Annotated in this window: 1 pseudogene; it reads left to right on the top strand. The window is 42.9% G+C overall.

What is annotated here, in order from left to right:
* Positions 1-1032 (top strand): annotated as a pseudogene (locus tag BUC23_RS17630) (hypothetical protein); the annotation flags it as partial.

The raw sequence follows: 1032 nt of genomic DNA, 5'->3' as shown, positions 1-1032 counted from the left end.
CCAATACGGTAACTTGGACAGTAACGGATACCTCAGGGAATACGGCTACATCAATCCAAACGGTAACAGTAAAAGACACACAAAACCCAACAATCACCGATGTTGCGGACATAACGGTAAACTGTCAGGACGATACTAGTTCGGTAGCAACAGGAGTTGCCATAGGAACAGACAACTGTTCAGCGATAGCAATTACCCAAAGCGATGTAAGCACGCAAGATGCAAGTTTAACGGCTTCTGGACATTACAATTATACGATCACCAGAACTTGGAGAGCTACTGATGCTACAGGAAACTACTTAGAATCTGTACAGATTATCACGATTCAGGATGTAACTGCTCCAGTGATTACGTGTCCTGCAGCTGTAACTCTCAACTGTCAAAATGCGACAACGGTTTCAGCCAATGGATCAGCAACAGCCACCGACAACTGTTCTCCTGTAACGATCACCTCATCAGATGTATCAACACAGAATACAGTTAACACTAATGCGGCTTATTATAATTATACAATTACCAGAACTTGGAAAGCCACTGATGTAGCGGGTAACTTCTCGACTTGTGTTCAAACGATCACAGTTCAGGACACGACCAAACCAGTTATTACCTGTCCTGCAAATGTAACTCTCAACTGTCAAAATGCGACAACGGTTTCAGCCAATGGATCAGCGACAGCCACCGACAACTGTTCTCCTGTAACGATCACCTCATCAGATGTATCAACACAGAATGCAGTTAACACTAATACGGCTTATTATAATTATACAATTACCAGAACTTGGAAAGCCACTGATGTAGCGGGTAACTTCTCGACTTGTGTTCAAACGATCACAGTTCAGGATGTAACTGCTCCTGTGATTACCTGTCCTGCAGGTGTAACTCTCAACTGTCAAAATGCGACAACGGTTTCAGCCAATGGATCAGCGACAGCCACTGACAACTGTTCTCCTGTAACGATTACCTCATCAGATGTATCAACACAGAATGCAGTTAACACTAATGCGGCTTATTATAATTATACAATTACCAGAA

Source organism: Flavobacterium xinjiangense (assembly GCF_900142885.1).
Taxonomy (GTDB): Bacteria; Bacteroidota; Bacteroidia; order Flavobacteriales; family Flavobacteriaceae; genus Flavobacterium; species Flavobacterium xinjiangense.
Note: the sequence above shows the minus strand (reverse complement) of the source record. Positions and strands in the feature narration are given on the sequence as shown.